This window comes from Pseudomonas fluorescens, assembly GCF_902498195.1.
GTDB lineage: Bacteria > Pseudomonadota > Gammaproteobacteria > Pseudomonadales > Pseudomonadaceae > Aquipseudomonas > Aquipseudomonas fluorescens_BU.
The window spans coordinates 519,719-543,289 of the sequence record NZ_CABVIY010000001.1; the positions used below are offsets into that span (position 1 = coordinate 519,719).

The following is a 23,571-nucleotide window of genomic DNA, read 5'->3' on the forward strand; positions in this document are numbered from 1 at the left end:
GCGAGCTCTGCTCGCGATGGTCGTCAACGATAATGCGTTCAATCAGACGGGACTCGTTATCGTTGACGACCATCGCGAGCAGAGCTCGCTCCTACAGGGGGAACACGTTCAACATCAAGGAGGAGCGTCATGGGGCATCCGGCCATTTACGACCGTATCGAGAAAAACCGGCCAGCCGTCGCCAGGCTCAAGGTGCGCTCGGCAGTCACGCTGCTGGTTGCCGTGTGCCTGTCGATGGCGGTGATCGTCACCTGGCAGGCCTGGAGTTCGCGCCAGTACCATCTGCATGACAAGCAGGTGGCGATGTCCAACCTGGCGCAGACCCTGGCGTCACAGGCGCAGGCGTCGATCAAGCAAGCCGATACGCTGCTGTTCAGCCTGGTCGATCGCCTGGAAAACGACGGTATTGAAGGGGCCCGGCTGCATCGCCTGCAACGCCTGCTCAGCGCCCAGCGCAGTGAGCTGAGCCAGATCCATGGCCTGTTCGTGTATGACGAAACCGGGCAGTGGGTGGCCAATTCCAATGGTGCCGAGGTCGGCGTCGCCAACAATTCCGACCGCGAATATTTCATCTATCACCGCGATCATCCGGATCGTGGCCCGCACATCGGCCCGTCGATCAAAAGCCGTTCCAGCGGCGAATGGATCATGACCGTGTCGCGGCGGGTCAATCACCCCGACGGCCGCTTTGCCGGCGTGGCGCTGGCGACGATCTATCTCTCGCACTTCCTGCAGCTCTACGACAGCATCGACATGGGCAAAAACGGCGTGATCAACCTGATCGCCGACGATGCCAGCATTGTCGTGCGTCGGCCGTTCAACGAAGCGGACATCGGCAGCAGCCTGGCCAAGAGCCAGCTGTTTACCCAGTTGCTGCCGCAAGCCAGCGCCGGCACGGCGACGATCAAGTCGATCATTGATGGCGTCGAGCGGGTGGTGGGTTATCGCCGGGTCGAGGGTTATCCGCTGATCGTCTTTGCCGCGCTGAACAAGGAAGAAGTGCTGGGCAGCTGGCGCAAGGAATCGATGCTCAGTGCGCTGATCGTGTCGTTGCTGCTCGGTTTCCTGGGCGTGCTGGGTTATCGCCTGATCAAGTTGATGAAGCAGCAGAACCGCATTCAGGTCGAGTTGCTCGGGTCCCAGGAAAAGCTCCTGGAGCTCAATCGCAACCTGGAGTTGCTGGCGCTGGAGGATGCGCTCACCGGGCTGGCCAATCGCCGCCAGTTCGACCTGTTCATCCAGGCCGAGACGGGCCGCGCAAGGCGCAACCTGAGCGGCCTCGCGCTGCTGATGATCGATGTCGATCATTTCAAGGCGTTCAACGATCACTACGGCCATCTGGCCGGTGATGCGTGCTTGCGCAGCATCGCGGCCATCATCACCGACCATATCAAGCGCCCCGGCGACCTGGCCGCGCGTTTTGGTGGCGAAGAGTTTGCCGTGGTATTGCCCGGCACCGACTACGTGGGGGCCTTCCTGGTGGCGGAAAAAATCCGTCGCGCGGTGTTGGCGGCCGGCCTTGCGCACAGTGAAAGCCCGGAGGGCGTGATCACGGTCAGCGTCGGCGTGTGCGGCTACGACCCGGCGTCACAAAGCGCAACCGAGGATTTGATCGGGGCGGCGGACAAGGCGCTGTACGTGGCCAAGGCCAGCGGCCGCAACATGAGCGTGATTGCCAACTGACCGGCGCCCGTTCAAACGAACAGGTCGATGCCCTGCACCAGCCGGTTGGCAAGGCTTGGCTGCTTGAGCTGTTCCAGCCACCAGTTCAAGGCGCGGCCATCCTGGTCGCCGCGCCAACCGGCGTACAGCACGTTCGGTTCGCGGGGGTCGACCATCTGTTTTTCAATCAGCGTGCCGTTGGTCAATAACGACCCCACCCGATGCCTCGGCAACCAGCCCACGCCCAGGCCGGCACACTGGGCGAGAATTTTCGCGCGCATGGTCGGCACCGCCATGACCGGCTGCCCGCCAGAGACGCCATAGGTCCGGCCCTCGGTGGTCCTGGCCGAGTCGGCCACCACGATCGCCCGATGCTGCGTCACGGTCGCCCGGGAAATCGGCTCCCTGGCCTTGGCCAGCGGATGCCTGGGCGACACGGCGAACACCCATTCCATTTCCCCCAGCTGCATCCAGCGCAATGACGGGATCGCCGGCGGTTCGTTGGTGGCGCCGATGACCAGGTCGGCGCGGCCTTCGCGCAGGGCTTCCCAGACGCCTTTGAGCACTTCGTGGGTGACCCGCAGCGGCACGCCGGAACCCAGGGCATCGAATGCCTGGATCATCGGCAGCAGGCTTTCGAACTCCAGCAGTTCATCGGTGGCGATCCACAAGCGACTCTCCCAGCCATTGGCCACTTGCTGCACCCGCTGGGTCAGGCGCGAGACGTCTTCCATCAGCCGCGACGCCTCGTTGACCAGCAACTCGCCGGCCGGGGTCAGTTGCAGGCGATAGCGACGGCGGTCGAACAGCAACGCATCGAAACGCTCCTCCAGTTGCCGCGCGGCGTAGGACACCGTGGACGGCGCCTTGCCGAGCCGGACCGCGGCCCGTGACAGGCTGCCGGTTTCGCGAATGGCTTCGAGCAAGGCCAGGTCTTCAATCGACAGCATGTTTATCCAATCCTTGTGTAGGAGCGAAGCTTGCTCGCGATGGACGTCAACGATAACGGGTGCAGCCTGAATGAGCGCGTTGTCTGGAAGTCCATCGCGAGCAAGCTTCGCTCCTACCGGGTTGCGTTCGGACAATTTTCACGGTGCCCTGATCACTCGAAGATAGACCAATGCGTTGACCACCAGCACCAAACCGGCCAGCCACAGTTGAATGGCCGGCGTCAGCCCGGCCGGATAAATCACCGGCCACACGTAATGTTCGATGAACCCGGCGCCGTAGCCGCTTTGTCCGGCGGCGTGGCGCATCAGGTTTTCCCAGCGGGTCAGCGGGCAGGGCAGGTGGAACAGTTCCACCGCCACACCCCAGGCGGCGGCAGGCAGGTGGCACCAGATCGCGCGGCGCCATTTCAGCACCAGCAGCCCGCCGAACACCACGAACACAATGAACGACAGATGAAACAGCACCAGCCCATCGGCGGCGATACGGTAGAGCATGGCGACCCCCGCGGGCGTCAGGCGAATCACTGCATGGTACGCGGGCGGGTGGCTGGCGCTCTATCGATTGTTCAGCGCGCCGAGTACCGTCTTTAAACGCGCCACCATGGCCTCGCTGCTGCGTTGCATCGGCGCGCGCAGTTCATCGCCGATCAGGCCCTCAAGGGCCAGGGCGGTCTTGACCGGAGCGGGATTGGGTTCGATGAACAGGCTTTGAATCAACGGCAGCAGTTCGAAGAAGGTGCGACGGCCGGCGGCCAACTGGTTGTCGCGGATCTGCCGGTACAGCGTGACAAAGCGCTCGGGATGCACATGGGCCGACGCGGCGATCGCCCCTGTGGCGCCCAGGCACAAGGCGCTGAAGATCTGGTTGTCTTCGCCGCACAGCACATCGACCTGGCCGCTGGACAGCAGCGCGAGGGTGTTGCCCAGGTTGCCGCCGCAGTCCTTGATCGCGACGATGCGCTCGTGGGCGACGATGTCGAGCAGGGTCGCCTGCTCGAAGGCCACGCCGGTGCGGTAGGGGATGTCGTAGAGAATCAGCGGCACGCTGGAAGCATCGGCCACGGTGTTGAAAAACGCTTCGAGCCCCGCCTGGGACGGGCGGATGTAATACGGCGGCGGCACCAGCAACCCGGCGAGCGGACGCTTGAGGATTTCGCCCTGGAATTGCAACAACTCGCTCAGGTTGTTCCCGGCCAGGCCCATGACCACGCGATGCGCCGGCACCTGTTCCAGTACGGCATCGAGCACCGCCAGTTGCTCATGCTTGGCCATGGCGGCCGGTTCGCCGGTGGTGCCGCAGACAATCAGGCCGTCGACGCCTTGTTCCAGCAAATGGCTGACCAGCCGCCGCAGGCCGACGAAATCGATGGCACCGTTGTGGAACGGCGTGACGAGGGGAACCCAGATACCTTGGAACGATGACATGCACTTTCTCCTGATGGTTGACCGATTTCGTCACCGTCAGGAGCGTAGAAGGATGCGAGCAAGGGGCGTGTGGTCCGTCGCGCTCAATGTCCTGTCAGCTCATCTGACGGGACAGCGCGCCCCGGTCACATGAGCGACTGTTTCTTCGATTTGAGGGCGTGCGCAACGCAACCTTGCGCCTTGGCAATCAAGCCAATGACGACAGTGTTGAGGTTGAAGGTTGCGGACATTTTTACTTACACCCTGAATGAGGCGCCCAGTTTTAAAAGCCGGCGCGGTATTTGTCAATCAGCAAAATCAGCAAAGCGGGTAGTCGATGACAGGTAATATGCGCAAGATTGTTCAAGCCATTGGCTGCGGCGGCTGGCAAAGTCTCGGGTCTTTCTCCTGGTTGTAGAGCGTTATGTCCAACTCACATTTGCCGCGCACCGCGTTCCTGCGCGGCGCCGCGGCGATCATGCCGCTGTCCCTCGCGACCGCGCCCTGGGGCTTGCTGGCCGGTTCCATGGCCATCGAAGCCAATCTCACACCCCTGCAAGGCCAGGGCTTGTCGAGCATCGTTTTTGCCGGCGCCGCGCAACTGGTGGCCATCGGCATGCTCAAGGGCGGGGCGGGGATCTTTTCGATCCTGCTGACCACCTTGCTGCTGACGTCCCAGCATTTGCTCTACGGGATGAGCATGCGGTCGGTGATCTCGCCCTTGCCGGGGCGTTGGCGGGTGGGGTTGGGTTTCCTGCTCACCGATGAGCTGTTCGCCCTGACCAGCCAGCACGACAAGCAACAGTTCGATCGCTGGTATGCCCTGGGCGTGGGCCTGACGTTCTACATCGCCTGGAACCTGTTCACCCTGGCCGGGATCGTGCTCGGCAGTAGCATTCCGGGCCTTGAGCATCTGGGGCTGGATTTCTCCATCGCCGCCACTTTCATCGCCCTGATCACCCCGGTGGTGCGCAATGTGCCGACCGTGGTCTGCGTCGCGGTGTCGCTGTTCTGCTCGGTGCTGTTCAGCTATTGGCAATGGGGTTCGGCGCTGGTGCTGTCGGGGTTGGCGGGCATGACCGCCGGGTTTGTCTGCAACAAGTTCTGGGGAGCGCGCACATGATGGTCTGGGCGGTGATTATCGGCATGGGCGTGTTGGTGTTCCTCAACCGCTATGTCTTTCTAGAGCCACGACTGCCGGTGCGCCTGAGCAGCAATGCCCGGCAGTTCCTCGGCTTCGCCGTGCCAGGCATGTTGACCGCGATCTGCGGGCCGATTGTGTTCATGCCCGAGAAACAGCTGAACCTGCAATGGGATAACCCCTACCTGATCAGTTCGCTGGTGGCCGTCGGCCTGGTGCTGTACACCCGCAACACCTTGCTCAGCATGCTGTTAAGCATGGGTTTTTTCTTTCTACTTCGCTGGTGGCTGTGAACCGGGGTTGGCAAATTGTTCTACGCTTAAAGCGGATGACCGATCCCTTCAGGAAGAGAGGTGAACATGGCGAACGAACCCAAACGTCCGGACCCGGACGAAGATGTGGATGAGCCTACGGAAGAAGAGATTGAGCAGCAGAAGCGTTCGGTGCCGGACTGGAAGCATCCGGATGACGGGACTGAATTGTCGGAGCCTGATCGTAAGTTCTGAAGGTTCTTTGAATGCGGTTTGGTGTGAATTCCCATTGCTGCGGTAACGGCAGCTAATGGTTGCGCTTTACAGCGGATCACTTGGTAAGAGCCCCAGGTAATCGAGGGCTCCGGTTTAAAACGTAAAGGATGTCTCCGGTTTCTACCCAGATGCCCCCGATCCCCTGTGGGAGCGGGCTTGCTCGCGAAAGCGGTGTGTCAGTTGATACCTGTATTGCCTGACACGACCCCTTCGCGAGCAAGCCCGCTCCCACATTTGGACCGCGGACAGGGCCTCAATACGAAAGGGGCAAGAGCGCTCGGTTACTTGGGGCTCTTCCAGGTTGACCCGCTGTAAAAGCGCAATCATTCCCCCCAAACCCAATCAAACCGCCTCATTCCAGCGAATCTGCGTAATACCCAGTTGCTGCGCCTGCTCACGGGCAATCTCAAGGCTGATATCTGGGCACATGGAATGATTACGCTGGGGAAAAGCATGAATGGCAGCCGAATGAATAGCCTCGCCATCCGAAAACTTCACCGCCAACTTGAAGAAGTGCTGGCGCACACCCTCAAAAACGTAATGCACGGCATAAGTCACGAGTTCACTCATGTATTCCTCCTGAGGCGAGCCGGAACATGGGCTCAGTAGTCGATTAGGGGATTCAGAGAGATCTGCGGTGCACGTATTTTATAAACGGGATGTGCAGAAATAGTACGGCTGAAAAAGAAAGAGGCTCAACGAGCCTCTACGCTTGAGAGTGGTGCGAAGGCGGATTCGTTCAGTCTTTCTGCCGAAAGCCCCCGCACAAGGCTCAAACGTCTAACAGCGACAGAAAATCAGGGTGAGCCGCCCGGTAACCCAAGGTCTTGTCGATCCAGGCATTCAACTCATTGACCATCACCGGTGGTCGGCCCGGATAGCCTTCCAGGGTCGAGCTCAACAGTGTGTCGATATCCGGGACGGATCGCAGGTTACGGGTATTGATGTATTGCCCGATATAACAGTCGAGTGGGTAGTGTTCGTTCTTTGTTAGATAAACACACGCCAGCGTCACGACTTGATTGTTCGTAAAATCGTTGCGCAATTGGATTCTCTGCAAGGCTTGTTGTATGGGATGTCCTTAATTGCTGACTCTTTGGTCAGCTGTATGAAGCCTTTCTGAAGGCGGCGCGAATGCTAGCTGTAGTCATTGAAAATGTATCTATGGCGACAAGATTGTCGGACAAGCGGTAATCCACGAAGCGAAGACACTTATCAGTGTTAAATAGTTGAAACAGTAGTTGTACTGTTTTTCGCCGTAATCTTGTTACATAGAGCATTGGATGGGTTGACATTACGTTTCAAGTTAGCTCTTCAATCAACTCCGGCCCCTGGTTCCTGGCACTGCCAACCGCCTTGCCAACCCTGTACCACTCGAACACATCACTGTCCTCTCCTCCCGTCAGCACCATTTGTTCGGCGCGCTCTTTGGGCGTGGCGGGGTCAAGCCATTCCAGCGTCAGTTGCGCCGATAACACCACCGGTCGCCGGTCATGGATATCCACCATGCCGCCCGCGCTGTCGGCGGTAATGATGACGAAACCGTCGTCCTCCCGGGGCATCGCGCTGCCGATGGGAAACTGCCCGATCGCCGCACAGAAAATCGGCCCCCGGTCACGGCGGCGGATCAGCCAGGGCTGCCGGGTGCCATCCCCGGCGTCGACCCACTCGAACCAGTTGTCGACCGGGCAGATTGCGCGGTGGGGCCAGATCGCCCGGAAGAACGGGCCGTGGGCCACTTTCTCGACCCGCGCATTGATCGGCGCCGCGCGATCCTTCGCCCAGTGCGGTCGCCAGCCCCAGCGCTGCGAATCGGCATGCACACCGTCGTCTTCGCGATGCAACAGCGCCAGTTGCGTGGTGGGCGCGGCGTTGTAGCGCGCCAAAGGCTGATCGCCGACGTGGTTGATCAACGCGTCGGGAATGCTCAGCACCGCGACGAAATCGTGAATGCCCCGGTATTGCGACAGGCGTCCGCACATGACCGAATCCTCCGCTGGAATTTTCAGCATAGATGTACGCCAGAAAACAGTCTGTTGACCCGCTGTTGCAGGGCCAACACCGCGCAGGAAGGGTGATGAGCTTATGCAAAAATAGAATTTAAATAACTCATTGTAAGAGCGTTATGGTCTATGTAAATCACCCCCTGGAGCCCCTGATGAACCTGTCCCGATTCGTGCGCCGTCTGTTGACCAGCGCCCTGTTTGCCGCACCTCTGGCGCATGCCGCTGAGCCGGTCGTCCTGCACGTCGGCGATCAGAACTACTACAACATTCGCGCTTCGGTCGAAGCGTCGGGCGTGCTCAAGGACGCGCCTTACACCGTTGACTGGAAGCACTTCCAGGCCGCTGCGCCGCTGGCCGAAGCGCTGAACACCGGTGCGCTGGACCTGGGTTTTCTCGGTGATTCGGGCTTTCTGTTCCTCGCCGCCAAGCAGGCGCCAGTCAAGCTGATCGGTGTGTCGCGGCAGAACCCGGACACCATCGCCTTGCTGGTGCCCAAGGACTCGCCGGTGAAAACCATCGCCGACCTCAAGGGCAAGAAAGTCGCCTACTGGCCTGGCGCCTGGAGCCAGCAGCTGACCTTGCGCGCCCTGGAAAAAGCCGACCTGCCGGAAGACTACGTCGACTTCATCAAACTGATGCCGATCGATGCCGCCGCCGCATTGCCCCAGGGCAGCATTGACGCCTTCCCGGTGTGGGAACCGTACATTTCCCAGCAGATCCTGTTCTCCGGCGCGCGGCCGATCCTGACCGCCAAGAACCTGATGCCCGGCCTGAGTGCCATTGCCGCGTCGACACCTTCGATCGACAGCAAGCGCGAAGCCATCGCCGACTTCCTCGGCCGCCTGAAAAAGGCCCGGGCCTGGGTCGACAGCCACACTGACGAATACGCGGACCTGTGGGCGAAGAAAGCCAACCTCGACCAGAACGTCTCGCGCCACTGGTTGCGCCAGGCGCACATGACGGTCGGCCCGGTGGACGCCCAGGCGGCCAAGGACTTGCAGAGCACCGCGGATTTCCTGTTCAAGGTCAAGGCGCTGCCGAGCGAACTGGCGACCGCACCGATCATCGACAGCTCGTTCCAGCAGGCGCTGGCGAACTAAGCGGCACCCCTGTAGGAGCGAGCCTGCTCGCGATGGTCGTCAACGATAACTCTGGTCGGCTGACACCCCACAGCGTTCTCGCGACCATCGCCAGCATGCTCGCTCCTACAGGGTAAGATGGCAGCCTCGTAGAGGTCTGGCTTAAGGCAAAACATGAAACAGTGGGTCAAGGTTTTATCGGCGTGCGCCATGGCAGTCAGTCTGCTGGGTTGTATCGCCGCTCCCATCGAAATGACGCCGCAGACCGAACAGCGTCTGCAAACCCAACCGCCGATTCGCTTCCTGCTGACCTTCGATGACGGTCCGAGCGCATCGAGTTTCTGGAACCCCACCGACACCGTACTCGACAGCCTGGCGCGCAATCCGCTGCAGCCGGATATCAAGGCTGTGTTCTTCGTGCAGACCCGTGCCACACGCGCCGGCAACAGTGACATCGGCCGCGCCGTCATGCACCGCGAGCGGGATGCCGGGCATATACTTGGCTTCCACACCGCCACGCCTTCGCACACCAATCACCGTTCCCTTGACCCGCAGGCGCTTGAAGATGCGCTGACCAAGGGCTGCGCCGATATCGCGGCGATCACCGGGGCGCCGCCGACCCTGCTGCGCCCGCCTTTCTGGAACTACGACAAGCGTACCTTCGCCGCGTATCAGCAACATGGCCTGCACGTGCTGCTGACCGACCTGAGCGCCAATGACGGCAAGATCTGGGGGTTCAACGCCAGCCCCCGGCGACGGGCGCACTTCCTGCGCTCGATGTCGGAGGTGCGCGAGCGCATCGCTTTGGGCGAACTGCCGGTGGTCGACGGGGTGATTCCAGTGGTGGTGACCTTCCATGACCTTAATCGATACACCGCCCGGCATACCCGCGAGTACCTGCAAATCCTCCTCGACAGCGCCGGGGCGACCGGGGTGAAGGTCGCGCAGCAGCCGTTTTACGATGACACGGCCGCCTTGCAACGGGCCGCGATGGCGCGGACCGTGCGCGACAGTGCGCAGCCGGTGAAGCTGCCGGGCTTCTGGAACTGGATCTGGAAAAGAAATGCCGAGTGAGAAAGCGCTTGGATTTGCGACGCGGATAACACTTTCTGCCGGCGCAGAAATGGCAAAGCCCATCTATTCTCAACCGGATCCTATCCGATCATCAGCCGTCCGAGGGACCGGTCATGCTACCCATCTCAGTCCTTTGCAACATTGTCGAGTCCGGATTTACCCCGCTGGCCTGCGAATGCACGGAAAGTGGGGGATTGCTGCGCATTGAGGTGTACGAACCCGCCAGCGGTCGGGTAGAGCTGCTGATCAGCGGCGTCTCGACCGAGCAATTGACCAGCGTGCGGGCCATTTCCGAGCTGGTGGGCGAGTTGCGCACCGAGATGAGCGCCGGCCGCCGAGCGTTTGCTGGCTAGCAAAGCCTGCACGGTCCCCTGTAGGAGCTGCCGCAGGCTGCGATCTTTTGATCTTGTTTTTAAAAGCAAAATCAAAAGATCGCAGCCTGCGGCAGCTCCTACAGGTGAAGCCTCCGGTGTCAGCCGCCTGGCTGTAGTTCCTCAATCATCCGCAAACAATGGTTCAACCCCGGCGAAACATCGCCCACCCGACGGCTAAGGATGATCGGCGAGGTCGCGTTGTCTTCCAGCAGCGGGGTGAAGCCGATGTCGTCGCGGTGCAGCAATTGCACCGAGGCCGGCACCAGCGTGACACCGATCCCGGCCCCCACCAGCCCGATCGCCGTTTGCAGTTCGTTGGTCCATTGCGCCACGTGAATGCTCACGCCGTAGGACTCGAACAGGGCGATCACGTGGTCGGCGTAGCTGGGGCGCGGGTTGCCGGGGTAGAGCACAAAGGGTTCCTTGGCCAGGTCACGCAGGCTGATCGGGCCGGCCAGCAACGGGTGGCCGGCGGGCAGGGCGGCGACCAGGCGGTCTTCGGTCAACACGGTCTGGATGATGGCCGGGTCGTCGATGCGGATACGGCCGAAGCCGATGTCGATACGCCCGGCTTTGAGCGCCTGCACTTGTTGCAGGGTGGTCATTTCCGAAAGGCCCAGCTCCAGTTCCAGCGGTTCGCCGCTGCGCAGGCGGCGGATCAGTTCCGGCAGCACCCCGTACAGCGTCGACGGCGCAAAACCGATGCCGAGCCAGGTTTTTTCGCCCAGGCCGATGCGCCGCGTGTTGTCGCAGACCTTGTTCAGTTGCTCAAGCAGGGCGGTGGAGTGTTCATGGAAAAACCGTCCGGCATCGGTCAGCTTCAACGGCCGCCCGCGCTCCAGCAGCATCACCCCCAGTTCGTCCTCCAGTTGCTGGATCTGCCGGCTCAGGGGCGGCTGGGCGATGTGCAGCAATTCGGCGGCGCGGGTGAAGTTGAGGGTTTTCGCCAGTACCTGGAAGTAACGCAGGTGACGCAGTTCCATGGAGCCTCCGGTTGCTCAGTGGTTGCATACCTTTAAGGTATCAAGTCAGACCAATTCTATATTGGCGTCGCGAAAAAAGCCGTACGAGAATCGACCCCAGAACTCCAAGAACCTGATGGGTATTGAAATGCTTGCGTCCGCCATTGAGTCGATCGAAACGATCATCGTCGACCTGCCAACCATCCGCCCGCACAAGCTGGCGATGCACACCATGCAGAACCAGACCCTGGTGATCATTCGCGTGCGTTGCGCCGATGGCATCGAGGGGATCGGCGAATCCACCACCATCGGTGGCCTGGCGTATGGCAATGAAAGCCCTGACAGCATCAAGACCAACATTGACGCGCACTTCGCGCCACTGTTGATCGGCCAGGACAGCGCCAACGTCAACGCCGCGATGTTGCGCCTGGAGCGCAGCATCCGGGGCAACACGTTCGCCAAGTCGGGTATCGAAACCGCACTGCTCGACGCCCAGGGCAAGCGCCTCGGCCTGCCGGTCAGCGAATTGCTCGGTGGCCGCGTGCGTGACGCGCTGCCGGTGGCCTGGACCCTGGCCAGCGGCGACACTGAAAAGGACATCGCCGAAGCGGAAAAAATGCTCGACCTGCGCCGTCACCGTATCTTTAAGCTGAAGATCGGTGCAGGCGAGGTCAACCGCGACCTGGCCCACGTGATTGCGATCAAGAAAGCCCTGGGCGACCGCGCCAGCGTGCGGGTCGATGTCAACCAGGCCTGGGACGAAGCCGTCGCCTTGCGCGCCTGCCGCATCCTCGGCACCAATGGCATCGACCTGATCGAGCAACCCATTTCGCGCAACAACCGCGCCGGCATGACGCGCCTCAATGCCATGAGCCCGGCGCCGATCATGGCCGACGAGTCCATCGAGTGCGTGGAAGACGCGTTCAACCTGGCCCGCGAAGGCGCGGCCTCGGTGTTCGCCCTGAAAATCGCCAAGAACGGCGGCCCGCGTGCCGTGTTGCGCACGGCCTCGATTGCCGAAGCGGCGGGTATCGGTCTGTATGGCGGCACCATGCTCGAAGGGGGCGTGGGCACGATGGCCTCGGCCCAGGCGTTCGTCACCCTCAACAAACTGGCGTGGGATACCGAGCTGTTCGGCCCGCTGCTGCTGACCGAAGACATTCTCAGCGAACCGCTGGTTTACCGCGATTTCGAGCTGCATGTGCCGAAGACCCCGGGTCTGGGCCTGAGCCTGGACGAAGAACGCCTGGCGTTTTTCCGTCGCGACAAGACATCCACCATTCATCAAGCCTGAGGAGAGCATTATGCTGTTCCACGTAAAGATGACCGTGAATTTGCCGGTCGACATGAACCCAGAACGCGCCGCGCAGCTCAAGGCCGACGAAAAAGCCCTGGCCCAGCGCCTGCAGGATCAGGGCAAGTGGCGTCACCTGTGGCGCATCGCCGGCCTGTATGCCAACTACAGCGTGTTCGATGTCGACAGCGTCCAGGAACTGCACGATTTGCTGATGCAACTGCCGCTGTATCCGTACATGGCGATCGAAGTCACCGCGATGTGCCGGCATCCTTCGTCGATTCGCGAGGATGACCGCTGAACCCAGCCTGTTCAGTTCGCTATGCCAATAATTACAAGATGAGGAACCCCTGAAATGAACGTCAAGATTTCCCACACTGCCGAAGTCCAGAAATTTCTCGAAGAAGCCAGCGGCCTGCACAACGACGCCGGCGATCCACGGACCAAGGCCCTGATCTACCGCATCCTGCGTGATTCGGTGAACATCATCGAAGACCTCGCCGTGACCCCGGAAGAGTTCTGGAAAGCGGTCAACTACCTCAACGTGCTGGGCGCGCGCCAGGAGGCTGGGCTGGTGGTGGCCGGGCTGGGCCTGGAACACTACCTCGACCTGCTGATGGACGCCGAAGACGAGCAGGCCGGCAAATCCGGTGGCACCCCGCGCACCATCGAAGGCCCGCTGTACGTGGCCGGCGCGCCGCTGTCGCAAGGCGAAGCGCGTCTGGATGACGGCGTCGATCCGGGTGTGACCCTGTTCATGCAAGGCCGGGTGTTCAACACCGCTGGCGAACCCCTGGCGGGCGCCGTGGTGGACGTGTGGCACGCCAACACCGGCGGCACCTACTCGTACTTCGATGCATCGCAATCGGAATTCAACCTGCGCCGCCGCATCGTCACCGACGCCGAAGGCCGCTACCGTTTCCGCAGCATCGTACCGTCGGGCTACGGCTGCCCGCCGGACGGTCCGACCCAGCAACTGCTCGATCAACTGGGCCGTCACGGCCAGCGTCCGGCGCACGTGCACTTCTTCATTTCCGCACCGGATCATCGCCACCTGACCACCCAGATCAACCTGGATGGCGAGAAGTACCTGCACGACGATTTCGCCTACGCCACCCGCGACGAGCTGATCGCCAAGATCACCTTCAGCGAAGACCAGGCCCGTGCAGCGGCCTACGGTGTCAGCGGTCGTTTTGCCGAGATCGAATTCGATTTCACCCTGCAATCGTCCGCCCAGCCTGAAGAGCAGCAGCGTCACGAGCGGGTACGTGCGCTGGAGGATTGATTCCTTGAGCTGCTCGCGATGTGGGCATCGGCTTCAACATTGATGTTGACTGATACACCGCTTTCGCGAGCAAGCCCGCTCCCACCTTTGACCCTATTGCTCCTGAAGAAATACGGTCGAATGTGGGAGCGGGCTTGCTCGCGAAAAGGCCATAAGGTCCACATATCAGCCCAATGACACAACGCCACCCTTACTGCTCTAGAATGACCTGATACACCCTATAACAACAACGAGAGTGACCCGATGATGCAAGCGCAACTGTTGAGTCAGCGCAGCGCCATATTCGACCATGCCGACCCGTACGCGGTGTCGGGGTACGTCAATCAGCATGTCGGTAATCATTGCATCCTCATGCCTCGCGCCGGGCACCCCCTGGCCAGCCTCAATCATCGCAAATTCGCCAGCCTCGACCTGTGCCGTATCAGCTACGGCGGCAGCGTTCGCGTCACTTCGGGCGCGCTGGAAACCATCTATCACCTGCAAGTGTTGTTGCGCGGCAATTGCCTGTGGCGCGGTCACGGTCAGGAGCATTACTTCGCCCCCGGCGAGCTGCTGCTGATCAATCCCGACGACCCGGTCGACCTGACGTATTCCGACGATTGCGAAAAATTCATCCTCAAGGTGCCCACGTCCCTGCTTGAGTCCGTCTGCAACGAGCAGCGCTGGCGCTATCCGGGGCAGGGCGTGCGGTTTGTGGAAAACCGCTATCAGCTCAACGAGCTGGAAGGTTTCGTCAACCTGCTGGCGATGATTTGCCAGGAGGCCGAGGCCACCGAGCAGATTCCCCGGGTGCAGGAGCATTACGCGCAGATCATCGTCAGCAAGATGCTCAGCCTGATGAAGACCAACGTCAGCCGGCTGGAAATCGGCTCGCAGGCCGCCACGTTCGACGCGATTGCCGATTACATTGCCAGGAACCTCAAGCAAGACATCGACAGCGAAGAACTGGCGCGCCAGGCCAGCATGAGCCTGCGCTCGTTGTACGGCCTGTTCGAGCGCAACGCGAGCACCACGCCGAAAAACTACATCCGCCAGAAACGCCTGGAGCGGGTCAACGCGTGCCTCAGCGACCCGACCTGCAACGTGCGCAACGTCACTGAAATCGCCATGGACTATGGCTTCCTGCACCTGGGACGGTTCTCCGACAGCTATCGCAAACAGTTCGGCGAATTGCCGTCCGACACCCTCAAGCGCCGGCACTGAAACACAAGGCCCCCCTGTAGGAGCTGCCGCAGGCTGCGATCTTTTGATTTTGTTTTTAAAAGACAAGATCAACAGATCGCAGCCTGCGGCAGCTCCTACAGGGCGTCGGCGCCCTTGCACAAAACGGATAGAGGTCTGCACCCCGCGGATAGTCCACCCCATTGCCCCGTCCTAGCATGAGCCTTGCCTGAACAATAACAATGGAGGCGGCGGCCATGACCCTGCGACCCGAATACCTTGAGTCCCTGCTTGAAGACGACCCTGCCCAAGGCATCTATCGCTGCAAGCGTGAGATGTTCACCGACCCGCGCCTGTTTGACCTGGAGATGAAACACATCTTCGAAGGCAACTGGCTGTATCTGGCCCACGAGAGCCAGATCCCCAATATCAACGATTTCTACACCACCACCATGGGGCGCCAGTCGATCTTCATCGCGCGCAACAAGGACGGTGTGCTCAACGCCTTCATCAACGCCTGCAGTCACCGCGGCGCGACCCTGTGCCGGCACAAGTCCGGCAACAAGAGTTCCTACACCTGTCCGTTCCACGGCTGGACCTTCAACAACTCCGGCAAGCTGCTCAAGGTCAAGGACCCGGCGAACGCCGGCTACCCGTCGAGCTTCAACTGCGAAGGCTCCCACGACCTGACCAAGGTTGCGCGGTTCGAGTCCTATCGCGGCTTCCTGTTTGGCAGCCTGAACGCTGATGTGCTGCCCCTGGTCGAGCACCTGGGCGAGTCGGCGAAGATCATCGACATGATCGTCGACCAGTCCGCCGACGGCCTGGAAGTGCTGCGCGGTTCGTCCAGCTACATCTACGAAGGCAACTGGAAACTCACCGCCGAAAACGGTGCCGACGGCTATCACGTCAGCTCGGTGCACTGGAACTACGCCGCCACCCAGAACCAGCGCAAGCAGCGCGAGGCCGGTGATGCCAACCCGACCATGAGCGCCGGCAGCTGGGCCAAGCAGGGCGGCGGTTTCTACTCCTTCGACAAGGGCCACATGCTGCTCTGGACCCGTTGGGCCAACCCCGAGGACCGTCCGCTGTACGAACGTCGCGACGAACTGGCCCAGGACTTCGGCCAGGCGCGCGCCGACTGGATGATCGAGAACTCGCGCAACCTGTGCCTGTACCCGAACGTGTACCTGATGGACCAGTTCAGCTCGCAGATCCGCATCGCCCGGCCGATCTCGGTCGACCGCACGGAAATCACCATTTATTGCATCGCCCCCAAAGGCGAAAGCGATCACGCGCGCTCCAGCCGGATTCGCCAGTACGAGGATTTCTTCAACGTCAGCGGCATGGCCACCCCGGACGACCTGGAAGAGTTCCGCTCCTGCCAGACCAGCTACCAGGGCAGCGTCACCACCTGGAACGACATGTCTCGCGGCGCCGAGCACTGGATCGAAGGCGCCGATGACGCCGCCAAGGAAATCGACCTGCACCCGTTGCTCAGCGGCGTGCGCACCGAAGACGAAGGCCTGTTCGTGCTGCAACACAAATACTGGCAGCAGACCATGCTCAAGGCCCTGGCGGCCGAGCAGTCGACGTTGATCGCCGTGGAGGACGTGCAATGACCATTTCCTTTGATGCCGTGCGCGACTTCCTCTACCGCGAAGCGCGTTACCTCGATGACCGGCAATGGGACGAGTGGCTGGAGCTGTACGCCCCGGACGCCACGTTCTGGATGCCGTCCTGGGACGACAACGACGAATTGACCGAAGACCCGCAGCGGGAAATCTCGCTGATCTGGTACGGCAACCGCACCGGCCTGGAAGACCGCATCTTCCGCATCAAGACCGAGCGTTCCAGCGCGAGCGTCCCGGATACGCGCACCTCTCACAACATCAGCAACATCGAGCTGCTGGAACAGGCCGACGGTATATGCAAGGTGCGCTTCAACTGGCACACCCTGAGCTTTCGCTACAAGACCGTCGACAGCTACTTCGGCAGCAGCTTCTACACCCTTGATGTGCGCGGTGAAAACCCGCTGATCAAGGCCAAGAAAGTGATCCTGAAGAACGACTACGTTCGCCAGGTCATCGATGTTTACCACTTGTGAGGCTGCCGTCATGACCCATTCCATCGCATTCAATTTCGAAGACGGCGTCACCCGGTTCATCGACGCCAATGCCGGCGAAACCGTGGCCGATGCCGCGTACCGCCAGGGCATCAACATCCCGCTGGACTGCCGTGACGGCGCCTGCGGCACCTGCAAGTGTTTCGCCGAGGCCGGCACCTACGACCTGGGCGAGGAATACATCGAAGATGCCCTCAGCCCTGAAGAGGCAGAAAAGGGCTTTGTCCTGACTTGCCAGATGCGCGCCAAGAGCGATTGCGTGGTGCGCGTGCCGACGTCCTCGGAAGTCTGCCGCACCCGCCAGGCCAGCTACGACGCCACCATCAGCGCCGTGCGCCAGTTGTCCGACAGCACCATCGCGCTCTCCATCAAGGGTGAATCGTTGAGCAAGCTGGCGTTCCTGCCGGGGCAATACGTGAACCTGGGGATTCCCGGCAGCGAGCAGACCCGCGCCTATTCGTTCAGCTCGTTGCAGCGCGACGGCGAAGTCAGATTCCTGATCCGCAACGTGCCGGGCGGCCTGATGAGCAGCTTCCTGACCGGCATGGCCAAGGCCGGCGATAGCATGAGCCTGGCCGGGCCCCTGGGCAGTTTTTACCTGCGCGACATTCGTCGTCCGCTGTTGTTGCTGGCCGGCGGCACCGGCCTGGCGCCGTTCACCGCGATGCTGGAGAAAATCGCCGAGCAGGGCAGCGAGCATCCGCTGCATCTGATCTACGGCGTGACCCACGATTTCGACCTGGTGGAAATGGATCGACTGGAAGCGTTCGCCGCACGTATCCCTAACTTCACTTACAGCGCGTGTGTGGCCAGCCCCGACAGCCAGCACCCGCTCAAGGGCTACGTGACCCAGCACATCGAGCCCAGGCACCTGAACGATGGCGACGTCGACGTCTACCTGTGCGGCCCGCCGCCGATGGTGGAAGCGGTCAGCCAGTACATCGGCGAGCAAGGCATCCAGCCGGCGAACTTCTACTACGAAAAATTTGCCGCCAGCGCGGCGTGAATCGTGCGGTTGAGGGGTGGCAACGATTCAATGTGGGAGCGGGCTTGCTCGCGAAGACGGCGGAACATTCAACATCGGTGCTAGCTGTCAGACCGCTTTCGCGAGCAAGCCCGCTCCCACAGTTGATCGATGTCGCACGCTGATACCGGGCACGACAAAGAGAGGTTCTACATGAACAGATTCCAAGACAAAGTCGCGCTGATCACCGGGGCTGCCCAGGGCATCGGTCGGCGCGTGGCCGAGCGCATGGCCGCGGAAGGGGCGAAGTTGATCCTGGTCGACCGCTCCGACCTGGTGTTCGAGGTGCAGAAGGCGCTGGGGCAGGGCAGCCAGGTCCTGGCGCTGACCGCCGACCTTGAGCAATACGAAGAATGCAGCCGGGTGATGCAAACCGCTGTCGAGCGCTTCGGTCGGCTCGACGTGCTGGTCAATAACGTCGGCGGCACGATCTGGGCCAAGCCGTTCGAGCACTATGAGGCGTCGCAGATCGAGGCCGAGGTCCGCCGCTCGCTGTTCCCGACCTTGTGGTGCTGCCACGCGGCGCTGCCGTTCATGCTGGAGCAGGGCAGCGGGGCGATCGTCAACGTTTCGTCGATCGCCACCCGCAGCGTCAATCGCGTGCCCTATGGCGCGGCGAAGGGTGGGGTGAATGCGCTGACCGCGTGCCTGGCGTTCGAAACCGCCGGTCGTGGCGTGCGGGTCAATGCCACCGCGCCCGGTGGCACCGATGCGCCGCCGCGCGTCATTCCGCGCAACAGCGCCGAGCAGAGTGCGCAGGAGAAAGTCTGGTATCAGCAAATTGTCGACCAGACCCTGGACAGCAGTTTGATGAAGCGTTATGGCACGCTGGATGAGCAGGCAGGGGCTATTTTGTTCCTGGCCAGCGACGACGCGTCGTACATCACCGGCATGGTCATGCCGGTGGGCGGCGGCGATCAGGGCTGAGTCACCGGCTGCTACAAGCGACGCTGAAACGCTCTGACGATCCTCAGTGTGGCGTCGCTGGTGCTCAGGTTCTGCACCGCGTCCAGCGGAAACCAGATGCAATCGAAGATTTCATTCTGTGGCCGCGCCTGATCCAGATTGATCACCGAGGCTTCGTAGACATGGTGTCGGGTGCCGCGGGTTTCCAGCACCATCAGGTACAGCATGTCGTCGGCGTCAAGCCCGGTTTCTTCCTGGAGTTCGCGCGTAGCCGCGTCGGCCGTGGTTTCACCGGGCTCGACGGTTCCACCGGGCAATGCCCAGCGGCCTCTCGGTTTGCGCACCAGCAGAATGTGGCGGTCCTGCTCGCAAATGACGGTGGCGCGTACTTTCATGTGTGACCTGTTTGACGTTTGTCATGAAACAGTAACAAAACTGCAATATTCGCGCCGGATCCGATTCGCCGGATGTAGCTGTTTTGAGTGGATGAACGGCCTGAAAGTGCAATTGAATGCCGTCCTCCTGACACGACGTCTGGTCGGCCTTTCAGCCAAGGGTAGGTGTAAGGTAGGCACGTTAGCCTTGGATATCATTGCCGATGGAGGTGACCATGAGTGTTCCGATGCTGAACAAAATGCACATGAACGGTTATGACGTACTCAGCGTGAACAACGGCCCATGGCGGGTCTGCACCAAGGGTGATCGGCTCGGCTCTTTTGGCAGCCGGGAAGAAGCACTGGCCTTTGCGGCGACCCTGCCCGGCTACCGATCGCGGTCGAGCAAGCAGGGGCGCAGTCAGTAGCCTGGTCCTCGACACCTTCAAGCCCCGGCATGCCCGGGGCTTTATTTTTGCAGGGTCAATACCCGCCGCCGCCACTGGAACGGGAGGGTTCCCTGGCTTTCTGCTGCGCGTTGCTCCATTCGGCGCACGTCATGAAGCCCTTGTGATCAACCTTGCCCCGGCTGTCGAAGCTGACGTTGTAAGGTTGCCGATAGCCCGGCTGGAGCAGCTTGTAGTCGAAGCAAATGCCGGGTTCGACGGTGCGGGCGGTCGTGGCCAGCGGTGGGCCGCCGATTTGCTGGACTTGCTCCTGGCTCATGCCGGTCTCGACCCTGGCCACCAGCGGCTGGTCGCGAAAGACTTGAGAATCGGTGTTGCAGCCTGCCAACGCCGTCAGTGCGATGACAACCGTGGACAGAAGCTTGTGCATGGCCGTGCTCCCGTTATTGAGCCTTGTTTCGGCTGATGACCTTGGCCTTCACTTCCTCCGCGTAGCCCGTCAGCCGTTCTTCATCGCCCTGAAACAAATCGCAGAGTCTCTGCACGGCCTGGGCATCGACCTCATTCCCGGCCTGGCGCAGCTGCTGCGCGATGCGCAACAGTTCCACCGCCGACCACCGCAGGTCCGACGCCAGGCCCTGCAAGTCGCGCCGAAGCGCTTGTTCCGATTCGTTAAGCCACATGGTCACCTCCTGCCATCTTGCGCTACAAAATTCTAGTCCCATTTACGCGGGCGGGCGCTTGTGTTCGTCCGATCCTGGGCGACGTCCTTTGGTCGGGAAATTTGCGCGATCGGGAAAATTCGCTGTCGTAGTCCAGTACCGGATTTTTTTCCGGTTTTTCGCCAGGGCGGGTCCGTTCAATATGACCACTACCGATGACTTCAGGGCGCGTGCCCATGAGCTGATTGCCGATCTGGATGCGGCCACCAGCGAAATGATGAAGCTGATCAGCGCACACCAGCTCAGCGGGCCGGAATGGGAGCAGGTCAGTCAGTGGCAGCACGAAGCCTATGAGCGATGGATGACCTATTTGAATGAGCAGTCATACCCGGGGCCCGGCGATCACAACGTCAGTCGCTGAAGTCCGCTGGAACCCGTGGATGTGCGGGTGACGGCAGGCTACAGTTTATTTTTTCAGGATTAAGGGCGTTTCATGCAGAACCGGATGTGGATGGGGGGAGTGGTATTGGCGTTGCTGGCGGGGTGTTCGTTGCCAGCGTCACTGGTACCGGGTGAGCCGAATGTCAGCAAGTACAGTGAAAAACCACCCAAGGAAGTGGCCGCGTGCGTATTGCCCGCCTGGCAAAAAGATGTACCCAAATCGACCCAAACGTCGATTTCCAACGGCTACCGGATCACCGCGCCGAGCATTATCACGGCCGATGAAATCCTCGACATCGTCAAGTCCAAGGACGGCAGCCGGGTTTCGCTGTACCAGGGACCGCCCTGGGCCAAGTCAGGCGCCATGCGCAAGGCAGTGCGCGACTGCCTGTAGCCATCAGCCGGGGATTTCGGTGACCTGGATGCGTTGATCGTCACCGGCCTGGGCACTGCCCGTGCCTTTCTTTTCCCGGCGATCATTCATCCAGTTATCCACCTTCACGTTGAATTCCGTCGGGGCCTTGCGCCCGACCCGGCGGGCGATGTCCAGGATGGTCTGCTGGGCCAGCGCCTCTTCCATGCGTTTTTGCGCGGTCAGCATCGCGGCATGGATCGAGCAGCGTCCGTCCACGGCCCATTCCGGCGTCTCGCCTTCGAACAACGCACACCGTCCCCGGATCTCCCGGCATTCGAAAATCGCCTTGCGCCCGTCGATGGCGTTGACGATATCCAGCAGCGTGATTTCGTCCGCAGGCCGGGCCAGCTTGAAGCCGCCACGCACGCCTTCAGTGGCAACCACCAGTTTTGCCTTGGCCAGTTTGGTGAAGATTTTCGCCAGGTAATCCAGAGGCACGCCTTGCAGCTCGGCAAGGTCACGCACACTCGCTTCGCGTGTGTCGCCGCCATTACCCACCAGGAAAGTCAGGCAGTGAAGGCCGTATTCGACGCCTGCGCTGTAAAGAGCCATTTCGATCTCCGACTAATATTGTCGCAAATGATATCAGCTGACACTGCGCTGGACAACGCACCCGCCGGTCTTTTCTTTTTTTGCGATAGCCCTTTGGATGAGAGGGTTTGACCTGGTTTTCAAGGGGTATCGATTTCATCGATGCGAACCATTGAAAAAAAATCGTTGCAGCGCTTAACTCGGATCAATATAGTCGCCGTTGTCAGGTCGGCAGTGAACGGCGCTCTCGAAGACAGAGTGGCCCCAAGCTCCTTGCCCTTTAACAAAACTCGTTCTTCCCTGGAGTTAAAAATGAAACAACACATCTTGGTAATCGGCGCGGGTTTCGGTGGCATGTGGACAGCAATCAGCGCCACGCGTCTGTTCAACATCCATGATCACAGCGATGTTGATGTGACGGTGCTGGCGCCTCAGGCCGAGCTGCGTGTACGTCCGCGCTTCTACGAGCCGAACGCACACCAACTGGCCGCGCCGATTGGCGAGCTGTTCGATGCGGTCGGCGTGAAGTTCATCAAAGGCGCCGCCGAGACCATCGATGTCGCGCAAAAACGTGTTGGCTACATTGACGCTTCGGGCAACCAGCAAGTGGTGATCTACGACAAACTCGTTCTGGCCACCGGCAGCCGCCTGGCACTGCCTGGCACGCCGGGCGTGGCTGAACATGCATTCGACGTCGACCAGATCGAACAGGCCGTGCGCCTGGAGAACCACCTCAAATCCCTGGCCAGCCAGCCAGAAAGCCAGGCACGCAACACGGTCGTGGTCGCCGGCGGCGGCTTCACCGGGATCGAAACGGCGACTGAAATGCCGACCCGCCTGCGTGCCATCCTGGGTGATCGCGCAGACATCAACGTGATCATCGTGGATCGTGGCAACCAGGTCGGTGGTTCGATGGGCCCGCAAATCGCCGAGAAAATTGCCGAAGCCAGTCTGGAAACCGGCGTGAAATGGCACCTGAACGCCTCGGTGGTCGCCGTCGATGAAAACGGCGTGACCCTGTCCGATGGCCAGCATCTCGAGGCCAACACCGTGGTCTGGACCACCGGTGTGCGCGCTCACTCCCTGACCGAGCAAATCCCCGGCGAACGTGACCACCTGGGCCGTCTGCACGTTGACGAGCACCTCAAAGTCATTGGCCAGGACGATGTCTACGCCACCGGCGACGTCGCTTACGCCGCCACCGATGACATCGGCAACCACGCGCTGATGACCTGCCAGCACGCCATTGTGTTGGGCCGTCATGCCGGTAACAACGTGGCCGCGCACATCCTCGGTGTGGACCCGACGCCTTACCGTCAGCCGAAATACGTGACGTGCCTGGACCTCGGCGCCTGGGGCGCGGTTTACACCGAAGGCTGGGATCGCCAGGTGAAGCTGACCAAACAGGAAGGCAAGGAGCTCAAGACCCAGATCAACACCGTGTGGATCTACCCGCCGGTGGCTGATCGTGACGTCGCCTGGGCTGCAGCGGATCCTTTGATTCCGATCGCCTGATCATGACTCCCATGACGCTTGTGGTTTGAGCGAATCCCGCCCGGGTTTTCCGGGCGGGATTTTTTTTGCTTCTGCAAGCGCTATGTAGGAGCTGCCGAAGGCTGCGATCTTTTGATCTTGCTTTTTCAAATCAAAAGATCGCAGCCTTCGGCAGCTCCTACAGGTTTTGTGTCGGTTGCCGCATTTGTGAACATCACAGGAACCTGTGGGAGCGTGGCTTGCCCGCGAAGGCAACGGTACAGGCGAAAAAAA

Annotated in this window: 30 protein-coding genes; 19 read left to right on the forward strand and 11 right to left on the reverse strand. The window is 60.9% G+C overall.

Features of this window, described 5'->3' with window-relative positions; all coding sequences use genetic code 11:
* The first annotated feature begins 129 nt into the window (after positions 1 to 129).
* Positions 130 to 1,683, forward strand: a complete 1,554-nt coding sequence (locus F8N66_RS02380; RefSeq protein WP_150768642.1) for a sensor domain-containing diguanylate cyclase — start codon at positions 130 to 132, stop codon at positions 1,681 to 1,683.
* An 11-nt stretch (positions 1,684 to 1,694) separates the two neighbouring features.
* On the opposite strand, the gene F8N66_RS02385 is transcribed toward F8N66_RS02380, so the two are convergent.
* From F8N66_RS02385 to dapA, 3 genes are all read right to left on the reverse strand, one after another.
* On the reverse strand, positions 1,695 to 2,612 hold the full coding sequence (locus F8N66_RS02385; protein WP_150768643.1) for a LysR family transcriptional regulator: 918 nt from the start codon (positions 2,610 to 2,612) through the stop codon (positions 1,695 to 1,697).
* 138 nt (positions 2,613 to 2,750) lie between these two features.
* Positions 2,751 to 3,107, reverse strand: coding sequence for a DUF2784 domain-containing protein (locus F8N66_RS02390; protein WP_150768644.1), 357 nt, complete (start codon positions 3,105 to 3,107; stop codon positions 2,751 to 2,753).
* A gap of 60 nt (positions 3,108 to 3,167) precedes the next feature.
* A complete protein-coding gene (gene dapA, locus F8N66_RS02395) occupies positions 3,168 to 4,037 on the reverse strand; it encodes a 4-hydroxy-tetrahydrodipicolinate synthase (protein ID WP_150768645.1) in 870 nt (289 codons plus the stop codon).
* Positions 4,038 to 4,440: 403 nt separating this feature from the next.
* Between dapA and F8N66_RS02400 the strand changes: the two genes are divergently transcribed.
* The 3 genes from F8N66_RS02400 to F8N66_RS31435 all read left to right on the forward strand — a co-directional run bounded on the left by F8N66_RS02400 (position 4,441) and on the right by F8N66_RS31435 (position 5,663).
* Positions 4,441 to 5,139 (forward strand): AzlC family ABC transporter permease, encoded by a 699-nt coding sequence (locus tag F8N66_RS02400; RefSeq protein WP_150768646.1) that lies wholly within the window; start codon positions 4,441 to 4,443, stop codon positions 5,137 to 5,139.
* Complete coding sequence (locus F8N66_RS02405; RefSeq protein ID WP_162130447.1) at positions 5,139 to 5,450, forward strand: AzlD domain-containing protein; 312 nt, start codon at positions 5,139 to 5,141, stop codon at positions 5,448 to 5,450. The genes F8N66_RS02400 and F8N66_RS02405 overlap by 1 nt, the downstream gene beginning before the upstream one ends.
* 66 nt (positions 5,451 to 5,516) lie before the next feature.
* Positions 5,517 to 5,663, forward strand: a complete 147-nt coding sequence (locus tag F8N66_RS31435; RefSeq protein WP_191622876.1) for a hypothetical protein — start codon at positions 5,517 to 5,519, stop codon at positions 5,661 to 5,663.
* Between the two features lie 363 nt (positions 5,664 to 6,026).
* Here the strand turns inward: F8N66_RS31435 and F8N66_RS02415 are convergent, their stop codons facing one another.
* From F8N66_RS02415 to F8N66_RS02425, 3 genes are all read right to left on the reverse strand, one after another.
* Positions 6,027 to 6,254: a DUF6555 family protein gene (locus F8N66_RS02415; protein WP_150768648.1), complete on the reverse strand. Its 228-nt coding sequence runs from the start codon at positions 6,252 to 6,254 to the stop codon at positions 6,027 to 6,029.
* A 202-nt stretch (positions 6,255 to 6,456) separates the two neighbouring features.
* The gene (locus F8N66_RS02420; protein ID WP_150768649.1) at positions 6,457 to 6,729 is read right to left on the reverse strand and encodes a hypothetical protein; all 273 of its coding nucleotides are present in this window, start codon (positions 6,727 to 6,729) and stop codon (positions 6,457 to 6,459) included.
* Positions 6,730 to 6,985: 256 nt separating this feature from the next.
* Positions 6,986 to 7,666: an SOS response-associated peptidase gene (locus tag F8N66_RS02425; RefSeq protein WP_150769211.1), complete on the reverse strand. Its 681-nt coding sequence runs from the start codon at positions 7,664 to 7,666 to the stop codon at positions 6,986 to 6,988.
* A gap of 176 nt (positions 7,667 to 7,842) precedes the next feature.
* Here F8N66_RS02425 and F8N66_RS02430 point away from each other — a divergent pair, with 176 nt between their 5' ends.
* The 3 genes from F8N66_RS02430 (at position 7,843) to F8N66_RS02440 (ending at position 10,196) form a co-directional block, all read left to right on the forward strand.
* Complete coding sequence (locus tag F8N66_RS02430) at positions 7,843 to 8,790, forward strand: ABC transporter substrate-binding protein (RefSeq protein WP_150768650.1); 948 nt, start codon at positions 7,843 to 7,845, stop codon at positions 8,788 to 8,790.
* A 153-nt stretch (positions 8,791 to 8,943) separates the two neighbouring features.
* Positions 8,944 to 9,843 (forward strand): polysaccharide deacetylase family protein, encoded by a 900-nt coding sequence (locus F8N66_RS02435; RefSeq protein WP_150768651.1) that lies wholly within the window; start codon positions 8,944 to 8,946, stop codon positions 9,841 to 9,843.
* Positions 9,844 to 9,956: 113 nt separating this feature from the next.
* Complete coding sequence (locus F8N66_RS02440) at positions 9,957 to 10,196, forward strand: DUF1652 domain-containing protein (protein WP_150768652.1); 240 nt, start codon at positions 9,957 to 9,959, stop codon at positions 10,194 to 10,196.
* A 119-nt stretch (positions 10,197 to 10,315) separates the two neighbouring features.
* Here F8N66_RS02440 and F8N66_RS02445 read toward each other — a convergent pair whose 3' ends face one another.
* Positions 10,316 to 11,200, reverse strand: coding sequence for a LysR family transcriptional regulator (locus F8N66_RS02445; protein ID WP_150768653.1), 885 nt, complete (start codon positions 11,198 to 11,200; stop codon positions 10,316 to 10,318).
* Between the two features lie 127 nt (positions 11,201 to 11,327).
* Here F8N66_RS02445 and F8N66_RS02450 point away from each other — a divergent pair, with 127 nt between their 5' ends.
* The 8 genes from F8N66_RS02450 (at position 11,328) to F8N66_RS02490 (ending at position 18,995) form a co-directional block, all read left to right on the forward strand.
* Entirely contained in the window at positions 11,328 to 12,473 is a 1,146-nt protein-coding gene (locus tag F8N66_RS02450) for a muconate cycloisomerase family protein (protein WP_191622877.1), read from the forward strand.
* Between the two features lie 10 nt (positions 12,474 to 12,483).
* On the forward strand, positions 12,484 to 12,774 hold the full coding sequence (gene catC, locus F8N66_RS02455; protein ID WP_008029082.1) for a muconolactone Delta-isomerase: 291 nt from the start codon (positions 12,484 to 12,486) through the stop codon (positions 12,772 to 12,774).
* A gap of 54 nt (positions 12,775 to 12,828) precedes the next feature.
* Positions 12,829 to 13,758, forward strand: coding sequence for a catechol 1,2-dioxygenase (gene catA, locus F8N66_RS02460; protein ID WP_150768654.1), 930 nt, complete (start codon positions 12,829 to 12,831; stop codon positions 13,756 to 13,758).
* 243 nt (positions 13,759 to 14,001) lie between these two features.
* Positions 14,002 to 14,961, forward strand: a complete 960-nt coding sequence (locus F8N66_RS02465) for an AraC family transcriptional regulator (protein ID WP_150768655.1) — start codon at positions 14,002 to 14,004, stop codon at positions 14,959 to 14,961.
* 215 nt (positions 14,962 to 15,176) lie between these two features.
* Positions 15,177 to 16,541 carry a benzoate 1,2-dioxygenase large subunit gene (benA, locus tag F8N66_RS02470; RefSeq protein WP_150768656.1) on the forward strand — a complete coding sequence of 455 codons (1,365 nt, stop codon included), beginning with the start codon at positions 15,177 to 15,179 and terminating at the stop codon, positions 16,539 to 16,541.
* Positions 16,538 to 17,026: a benzoate 1,2-dioxygenase small subunit gene (benB, locus tag F8N66_RS02475; protein ID WP_150768657.1), complete on the forward strand. Its 489-nt coding sequence runs from the start codon at positions 16,538 to 16,540 to the stop codon at positions 17,024 to 17,026. The genes benA and benB overlap by 4 nt, the downstream gene beginning before the upstream one ends.
* Positions 17,027 to 17,036: 10 nt before the next feature.
* Positions 17,037 to 18,050: a benzoate 1,2-dioxygenase electron transfer component BenC gene (gene benC, locus F8N66_RS02480; protein ID WP_150768658.1), complete on the forward strand. Its 1,014-nt coding sequence runs from the start codon at positions 17,037 to 17,039 to the stop codon at positions 18,048 to 18,050.
* 171 nt (positions 18,051 to 18,221) lie between these two features.
* Positions 18,222 to 18,995, forward strand: coding sequence for a 1,6-dihydroxycyclohexa-2,4-diene-1-carboxylate dehydrogenase (locus tag F8N66_RS02490; protein WP_150768659.1), 774 nt, complete (start codon positions 18,222 to 18,224; stop codon positions 18,993 to 18,995).
* Positions 18,996 to 19,006: 11 nt separating this feature from the next.
* On the opposite strand, the gene F8N66_RS02495 is transcribed toward F8N66_RS02490, so the two are convergent.
* Positions 19,007 to 19,369 (reverse strand): NUDIX hydrolase, encoded by a 363-nt coding sequence (locus F8N66_RS02495; RefSeq protein ID WP_150768660.1) that lies wholly within the window; start codon positions 19,367 to 19,369, stop codon positions 19,007 to 19,009.
* 215 nt (positions 19,370 to 19,584) lie between these two features.
* On the opposite strand from F8N66_RS02495, the gene F8N66_RS02500 reads away from it, so the two are divergent.
* Positions 19,585 to 19,776, forward strand: a complete 192-nt coding sequence (locus tag F8N66_RS02500; RefSeq protein WP_150768661.1) for an SPOR domain-containing protein — start codon at positions 19,585 to 19,587, stop codon at positions 19,774 to 19,776.
* Positions 19,777 to 19,831: 55 nt separating this feature from the next.
* Here the strand turns inward: F8N66_RS02500 and osmE are convergent, their stop codons facing one another.
* Together osmE and F8N66_RS02510 are read right to left on the reverse strand one after the other, a co-directional pair.
* The gene (osmE, locus tag F8N66_RS02505; RefSeq protein ID WP_150768662.1) at positions 19,832 to 20,185 is read right to left on the reverse strand and encodes an osmotically-inducible lipoprotein OsmE; all 354 of its coding nucleotides are present in this window, start codon (positions 20,183 to 20,185) and stop codon (positions 19,832 to 19,834) included.
* Positions 20,186 to 20,198: 13 nt separating this feature from the next.
* Positions 20,199 to 20,438, reverse strand: a complete 240-nt coding sequence (locus F8N66_RS02510; RefSeq protein WP_150768663.1) for a hypothetical protein — start codon at positions 20,436 to 20,438, stop codon at positions 20,199 to 20,201.
* 181 nt (positions 20,439 to 20,619) lie between these two features.
* Here F8N66_RS02510 and F8N66_RS02515 point away from each other — a divergent pair, with 181 nt between their 5' ends.
* Complete coding sequence (locus F8N66_RS02515) at positions 20,620 to 20,838, forward strand: hypothetical protein (RefSeq protein ID WP_150768664.1); 219 nt, start codon at positions 20,620 to 20,622, stop codon at positions 20,836 to 20,838.
* A gap of 72 nt (positions 20,839 to 20,910) precedes the next feature.
* On the forward strand, positions 20,911 to 21,252 hold the full coding sequence (locus F8N66_RS02520; protein ID WP_150768665.1) for a hypothetical protein: 342 nt from the start codon (positions 20,911 to 20,913) through the stop codon (positions 21,250 to 21,252).
* 3 nt (positions 21,253 to 21,255) lie between these two features.
* On the opposite strand, the gene F8N66_RS02525 is transcribed toward F8N66_RS02520, so the two are convergent.
* Positions 21,256 to 21,825 (reverse strand): RrF2 family transcriptional regulator, encoded by a 570-nt coding sequence (locus F8N66_RS02525; protein WP_150768666.1) that lies wholly within the window; start codon positions 21,823 to 21,825, stop codon positions 21,256 to 21,258.
* Between the two features lie 291 nt (positions 21,826 to 22,116).
* Between F8N66_RS02525 and F8N66_RS02530 the strand changes: the two genes are divergently transcribed.
* Positions 22,117 to 23,319: an NAD(P)/FAD-dependent oxidoreductase gene (locus tag F8N66_RS02530; RefSeq protein WP_150768667.1), complete on the forward strand. Its 1,203-nt coding sequence runs from the start codon at positions 22,117 to 22,119 to the stop codon at positions 23,317 to 23,319.
* Positions 23,320 to 23,571 lie beyond the last annotated feature (252 nt).

What these genes read in the sequence shown, in the direction of transcription:
- F8N66_RS02445 (WP_150768653.1), bottom strand. Translation starts at nt 11,200, where the DNA reads ATGGAACTGCGTCACCTGCGTTACTTCCAGGTACTGGCGAAAACCCTC.
- F8N66_RS02425 (WP_150769211.1), bottom strand. Translation starts at nt 7,666, where the DNA reads ATGTGCGGACGCCTGTCGCAATACCGGGGCATTCACGATTTCGTCGCG.
- F8N66_RS02530 (WP_150768667.1), top strand. Translation starts at nt 22,117, where the DNA reads ATGAAACAACACATCTTGGTAATCGGCGCGGGTTTCGGTGGCATGTGG.
- F8N66_RS02380 (WP_150768642.1), top strand. Translation starts at nt 130, where the DNA reads ATGGGGCATCCGGCCATTTACGACCGTATCGAGAAAAACCGGCCAGCC.
- F8N66_RS02390 (WP_150768644.1), bottom strand. Translation starts at nt 3,107, where the DNA reads ATGCTCTACCGTATCGCCGCCGATGGGCTGGTGCTGTTTCATCTGTCG.
- catA (WP_150768654.1), top strand. Translation starts at nt 12,829, where the DNA reads ATGAACGTCAAGATTTCCCACACTGCCGAAGTCCAGAAATTTCTCGAA.
- F8N66_RS02415 (WP_150768648.1), bottom strand. Translation starts at nt 6,254, where the DNA reads ATGAGTGAACTCGTGACTTATGCCGTGCATTACGTTTTTGAGGGTGTG.
- catC (WP_008029082.1), top strand. Translation starts at nt 12,484, where the DNA reads ATGCTGTTCCACGTAAAGATGACCGTGAATTTGCCGGTCGACATGAAC.
- F8N66_RS02520 (WP_150768665.1), top strand. Translation starts at nt 20,911, where the DNA reads ATGCAGAACCGGATGTGGATGGGGGGAGTGGTATTGGCGTTGCTGGCG.
- dapA (WP_150768645.1), bottom strand. Translation starts at nt 4,037, where the DNA reads ATGTCATCGTTCCAAGGTATCTGGGTTCCCCTCGTCACGCCGTTCCAC.
- F8N66_RS02450 (WP_191622877.1), top strand. Translation starts at nt 11,328, where the DNA reads ATGCTTGCGTCCGCCATTGAGTCGATCGAAACGATCATCGTCGACCTG.
- F8N66_RS02385 (WP_150768643.1), bottom strand. Translation starts at nt 2,612, where the DNA reads ATGCTGTCGATTGAAGACCTGGCCTTGCTCGAAGCCATTCGCGAAACC.
- F8N66_RS02500 (WP_150768661.1), top strand. Translation starts at nt 19,585, where the DNA reads ATGAGTGTTCCGATGCTGAACAAAATGCACATGAACGGTTATGACGTA.
- osmE (WP_150768662.1), bottom strand. Translation starts at nt 20,185, where the DNA reads ATGCACAAGCTTCTGTCCACGGTTGTCATCGCACTGACGGCGTTGGCA.
- F8N66_RS02400 (WP_150768646.1), top strand. Translation starts at nt 4,441, where the DNA reads ATGTCCAACTCACATTTGCCGCGCACCGCGTTCCTGCGCGGCGCCGCG.
- F8N66_RS02515 (WP_150768664.1), top strand. Translation starts at nt 20,620, where the DNA reads ATGACCACTACCGATGACTTCAGGGCGCGTGCCCATGAGCTGATTGCC.
- F8N66_RS02510 (WP_150768663.1), bottom strand. Translation starts at nt 20,438, where the DNA reads ATGTGGCTTAACGAATCGGAACAAGCGCTTCGGCGCGACTTGCAGGGC.
- F8N66_RS31435 (WP_191622876.1), top strand. Translation starts at nt 5,517, where the DNA reads ATGGCGAACGAACCCAAACGTCCGGACCCGGACGAAGATGTGGATGAG.
- F8N66_RS02435 (WP_150768651.1), top strand. Translation starts at nt 8,944, where the DNA reads ATGAAACAGTGGGTCAAGGTTTTATCGGCGTGCGCCATGGCAGTCAGT.
- benA (WP_150768656.1), top strand. Translation starts at nt 15,177, where the DNA reads ATGACCCTGCGACCCGAATACCTTGAGTCCCTGCTTGAAGACGACCCT.
- F8N66_RS02525 (WP_150768666.1), bottom strand. Translation starts at nt 21,825, where the DNA reads ATGGCTCTTTACAGCGCAGGCGTCGAATACGGCCTTCACTGCCTGACT.
- F8N66_RS02490 (WP_150768659.1), top strand. Translation starts at nt 18,222, where the DNA reads ATGAACAGATTCCAAGACAAAGTCGCGCTGATCACCGGGGCTGCCCAG.
- benB (WP_150768657.1), top strand. Translation starts at nt 16,538, where the DNA reads ATGACCATTTCCTTTGATGCCGTGCGCGACTTCCTCTACCGCGAAGCG.
- F8N66_RS02440 (WP_150768652.1), top strand. Translation starts at nt 9,957, where the DNA reads ATGCTACCCATCTCAGTCCTTTGCAACATTGTCGAGTCCGGATTTACC.
- F8N66_RS02430 (WP_150768650.1), top strand. Translation starts at nt 7,843, where the DNA reads ATGAACCTGTCCCGATTCGTGCGCCGTCTGTTGACCAGCGCCCTGTTT.
- F8N66_RS02405 (WP_162130447.1), top strand. Translation starts at nt 5,139, where the DNA reads ATGGTCTGGGCGGTGATTATCGGCATGGGCGTGTTGGTGTTCCTCAAC.
- benC (WP_150768658.1), top strand. Translation starts at nt 17,037, where the DNA reads ATGACCCATTCCATCGCATTCAATTTCGAAGACGGCGTCACCCGGTTC.
- F8N66_RS02465 (WP_150768655.1), top strand. Translation starts at nt 14,002, where the DNA reads ATGATGCAAGCGCAACTGTTGAGTCAGCGCAGCGCCATATTCGACCAT.
- F8N66_RS02495 (WP_150768660.1), bottom strand. Translation starts at nt 19,369, where the DNA reads ATGAAAGTACGCGCCACCGTCATTTGCGAGCAGGACCGCCACATTCTG.